The organism is Bradyrhizobium sp., from assembly GCF_019242285.1.
Taxonomy (GTDB): Bacteria; Pseudomonadota; Alphaproteobacteria; order Rhizobiales; family Xanthobacteraceae; genus Bradyrhizobium.
On the sequence record NZ_JAFAVV010000869.1, the window covers coordinates 1 to 4,179 of the forward strand.

The window sequence follows — 4,179 nt, forward strand, 5'->3', positions numbered from 1 at the left end:
GCCACCGGCTCGCTTGGCCACGGCCTCTCGCTCGGCTGCGGCATGGCGCTGTCGGGCCGGATCAAGCGCGAGCGTTTCCGCGTCTATGCGCTGCTGTCGGACGGCGAGAACAACGAAGGCTCGGTGTGGGAGGCCGCGATGTTCGCGGCCGCGCAGAAGCTGGAGAATGTCTGCGTCATCGTCGACTACAACAAGTGGCAGGCCACCGCGCGCTCGGACGAGACGCTGATGCTGGCGCCGCTTCGCGACAAGTGGGCGGCGTTCGGCTGGGACGCGCAGGAGATCGACGGCCACGATGTCGTCGCGCTGGCGGAAGCCATGCAGCGGGTCCCGAACGGATCGGGCAAGCCGGTGGCACTGGTCGCGCATACGGTGAAAGGCAAGGGCGTGTCGTTCATGGAGGACGACAACAACTGGCATTATCGCGCGCCGACCGCCGAGGAGGTGGCGAAGGCGCATCGGGAGCTCGGGCTTGCATGAGAAACGCCTTCGCCCGTGAGCTGACGAAACTGGCGGATGCGGATTCCCGCGTCGTGATGCTGTCGGGCGACATCGGCAACCGCCTGTTCGACACCTTCAAGGGCAGGCATCCGTCGCGCTTCTTCAATTGCGGCGTGGCCGAGGCCAACATGATGGGTGTAGCGGCAGGCATGGCCATGAACGGGCTGCGGCCGGTCACCTACACCATCGCGCCGTTCGCAACGACGCGCTGCCTCGAGCAGATCCGCACCGACGTCTGCTACCACGAGGCGCCGGTGACCATCGTTGCGGTCGGGGCAGGCCTTGCCTATGCGGGCCTCGGCCCCACCCATCACGCCTGCGAGGACATCACGTTCCTGCGCGCGATCCCGAACATGGTGGTGATCTGCCCGGGCGATGCCTTCGAGGTGCGCGCGGCGCTGGCGGCTGCGATGCGGCAGGATCGTCCGGTCTACATCCGCATGGGCAAGAAGGGCGAGCCGGTGGTGCATCCCGGCCCGCTCACTGATTTCGAGATCGGCAAGGCCATCACGGTCGTGGATGGCAACGAGGTCTGCCTGCTCTCGACCGGCAACATGCTGCCGGAGGCGATCGAAGCCGCGCGCGAGCTGCAAGCGGGCGGCATCTCGGCCCGCGTCGTGAGCTTCCACACGGTCAAGCCGCTGGATGAGGCCTGCCTCACCGAGGTCTTCGCCCGCTCCCGATTGGTGGCGACGCTGGAGGAGCATTCGCTGATCGGCGGTTTTGGCGCGGCCGTCACCGAATGGCTGACGGACACTGAAACACGCGCGAGACAATTCCTGCGCTTCGGCACGCCCGATGCCTTCTTCAAGCAATCGGGTGAGCAGGACCACGCCCGCGAACAGCTCGGGCTGACGGCTCCGCAGATTGCAGAGAAAATACAACAGATATTGTCGAAGTAGATCATGAAGACCGAAGCTGCGATCCTCGTTGACATCGGCAAGCCTCTGGTTCTGGCGGAGCTCGAAATCCCCGCGCTGAAGCCGGGCCAGGTGCTGGTCGAGATCGCCTATTCCGGGGCCTGCGGCACCCAGGTGATGGAGCGGCGCGGCGACAAAGGCGAGGACCGCTGGCTGCCGCATTGCCTCGGCCATGAGGGCACCGGCACGGTGCTGGAGACCGGCAGCGCGGTGACCAAGGTCAAGGCGGGCGACAACGTCGTGCTGTCCTGGATCAAGGGGCAGGGCATCGAGGCCGGGGGCGCCGTCTATGACTGGGAGGGCCGCAAGGTCAATGCCGGCGGCGTCACCACCTTCCAGCGCCATGCGGTGGTGAGCGAGAACCGCCTCACCTTGCTGCCGCCTGATCTCGCGATGGACACGGCCGTGCTGCTCGGCTGCGCGGCGCCGACCGGCATGGGTGCAGTCTACAACGTGCTCGAGGTGCAGCCGGGCGACAGTGTCGCCGTGTTCGGCACCGGCGGCATCGGCCTCAACGCGCTGATGGCGGCTCATCTCGCAGGCGCCATGCCGGTGATCGGCATCGATCCCAATCCGACACGCCGTGCCCTGGCCGGCCTCTTCGGCGCGACCGATGTCGTCGATCCCAAGGCCACCGATGTCCTCGCCGCGATCCGGAAGATCGTGCCGCAAGGCGTCGACCTCGCGGTGGAGGCCTCCGGCATGCCCGAGGTGATGGAGCAGGCGATCCAGGCGGTGCGCCCACAAGGCGGCCGCGCCGTGGTGATCGGCAACGCCCGGCAGGGCGCCGTGCTCACGCTGAACCCGGGTCTCTTGAACCAGGGCAAGAGCCTGCTCGGCACCTGGGGCGGCGACAGCGTCCCCGACCGCGACTACAGCCGCTATGGCCGCCTGCTCACCTCCGGCCGCTTCCCGGTACGCGAGCTTCTGTCAAAACCCTATTCGCTCGCCGATACCGATCGGGCGCTGAACGATCTTGCCGCCGGCAAGGTCGGCCGTCCCCTGATCGACATGTCGCTACGCTGAGGACCAGCATGCGGATCGGGATCGACTTCGACAACACCATCGCCTGCTACGACGGTGTGTTCCATGCCGCAGCGCTGGCGCGCGGCCTGATCCCGCCCGATCTCGCCCGCGACAAGACCAGCGTGCGCGATCACCTGAACAAATGCGGATGCAAGGACGCCTTCACCGAGTTGCAGGGTCATGTCTACGGCGTACGGATGGATTGGGTTTCACCATTCCCGGGCTTTGCCGAGTTCATCGGCGCGGCGCAGCGCGCCGGCCACGCGCTGTTCGTCATCAGCCACCGCACGCGCCGCCCGATCCTGGGTCCCGCGCATGACCTGCACGCCGCCGCGCGCAGCTTCCTGCGCGACCGCGGCCTGGTTGGCACTGGCCCGTCGCAGATCGACCCGGAGCGTGTGTTCTTCGAGCCAACGAAAGAGGAGAAGGTCGCGCGCGCCGCCGGCCTTCGCTGCGACCTGTTCATCGACGACCTGCCGGAAATCCTGGCGATGGCGGCCTTTCCGGCAAAGATGCGAAGGATCCTGTTCGATCCCTCAGGGAAGTTCGCGGGCAGCACCGGTGCCGGGATCGAGCGACGCCCGTCATGGGCCGCCATCACGGAGGAGGTGACCCATGAAGCCGGTTGAAGCGATCGGTGAGCAGAGTGCGATCGCGCTCGCCAACCGCCTGGCGAAGCGCGCGGGCCGAGGTCATGCGCGCGCGCTGTCGCCGCTCTCGGGCGGCCGCAACAACCAGGTCTATCGCGTCGACATGCTGGCCGGAGCGCCGCTGGTGCTGAAACGCTATTTCAGCGACCCACGCGACGGCCGCGACCGGCTCGGCGCGGAATGGAGCTTCCTGAGGCACACCTGGTCGCGCGGCATCCGCGCCGTGCCCGAGCCGCTCGCCTGCGATCCGGCCGCGCATGCAGCGCTCTACGAACTGGCGCCCGGCCGGAAGTTTCGCCCGGCCATGCTCGAGCCTGTCCATATCGACACCGCGATCGATTTCATCGTCGCCCTGAACGCCCCGCCCCGTCCGCTGCTCGCCCCGGCGTCGGAAGCCTGCTTCACCTTGGCGGAGCACCTCGCAACGGTCGAGAGGCGCGTGATGCGCGTCACCGCGCTCGACCCCGACGCGCCCCATGCCAGTGAAGCGCGGTCCTTCGTTTCGACCAGGCTGGTGCCGGCCTGGGAGGCGGTGAAATCGCGGTTCGTGGACAACGCGAAGGCGGCGGGCCTCGCGATAGACCGCCCGCTCGCGTCCAACCAGGAGTGCCTGTCGCCGTCGGATTTCGGCTTCCACAACGCGCTTGTCGATGACGACGGCCGCCTCACGTTTCTCGATTTCGAATATGCCGGCTCCGACGATCCGGCCAAGCTCGTCTCCGACTTCTTCTGCCAGCCTGAAGTCCCGGTGCCGCTCATCCACCACGCGCATTTCATCGAACGCATCACGGACGGCCTCGGTCTCGACCAGGCCGCCGCCACGCGATGCGCCCTGCTGCTCGACGCCTACCGGATCAAGTGGACCTGCATCCTGCTCAACGAGTATCTCGCACTTGGCGCCGCGCGCCGCGCCTTCGCCGATGCCGGCATCCGACCCGAGCGCTGCGCGGCGCAGCTCGCCAAGGCCGAGGCGAAGCTGGCCGAGATCAACCTCTGACGGGAGTAATACATGGCATATCGTGAGTTCATCAGCCTGCTGCATCAGGCGACCCGGCGTGACTATCTCGCGCGCGTGACCCAGC

General features: G+C 67.4%; 5 protein-coding genes. All 5 read left to right on the forward strand.

What is annotated here, in order from left to right; translation table 11 throughout:
* Positions 1 to 480, forward strand: a 480-nt coding sequence (locus JOY90_RS35700; protein WP_291695786.1) for a thiamine pyrophosphate-dependent enzyme, incomplete at its 5' end; no start/stop codon positions are given.
* Positions 477 to 1,403, forward strand: a complete 927-nt coding sequence (locus JOY90_RS35705; protein ID WP_291695787.1) for a transketolase C-terminal domain-containing protein — start codon at positions 477 to 479, stop codon at positions 1,401 to 1,403. The genes JOY90_RS35700 and JOY90_RS35705, both read left to right, overlap by 4 nt.
* Positions 1,404 to 1,406: 3 nt before the next feature.
* A complete protein-coding gene (locus JOY90_RS35710) occupies positions 1,407 to 2,447 on the forward strand; it encodes a zinc-binding dehydrogenase (protein ID WP_291695788.1) in 1,041 nt (346 codons plus the stop codon).
* Positions 2,448 to 2,455: 8 nt separating this feature from the next.
* A complete protein-coding gene (locus JOY90_RS35715) occupies positions 2,456 to 3,076 on the forward strand; it encodes a hypothetical protein (RefSeq protein ID WP_291695789.1) in 621 nt (206 codons plus the stop codon).
* Positions 3,063 to 4,094: a phosphotransferase family protein gene (locus tag JOY90_RS35720; RefSeq protein WP_291695790.1), complete on the forward strand. Its 1,032-nt coding sequence runs from the start codon at positions 3,063 to 3,065 to the stop codon at positions 4,092 to 4,094. The genes JOY90_RS35715 and JOY90_RS35720 overlap by 14 nt, the downstream gene beginning before the upstream one ends.
* Positions 4,095 to 4,179 lie beyond the last annotated feature (85 nt).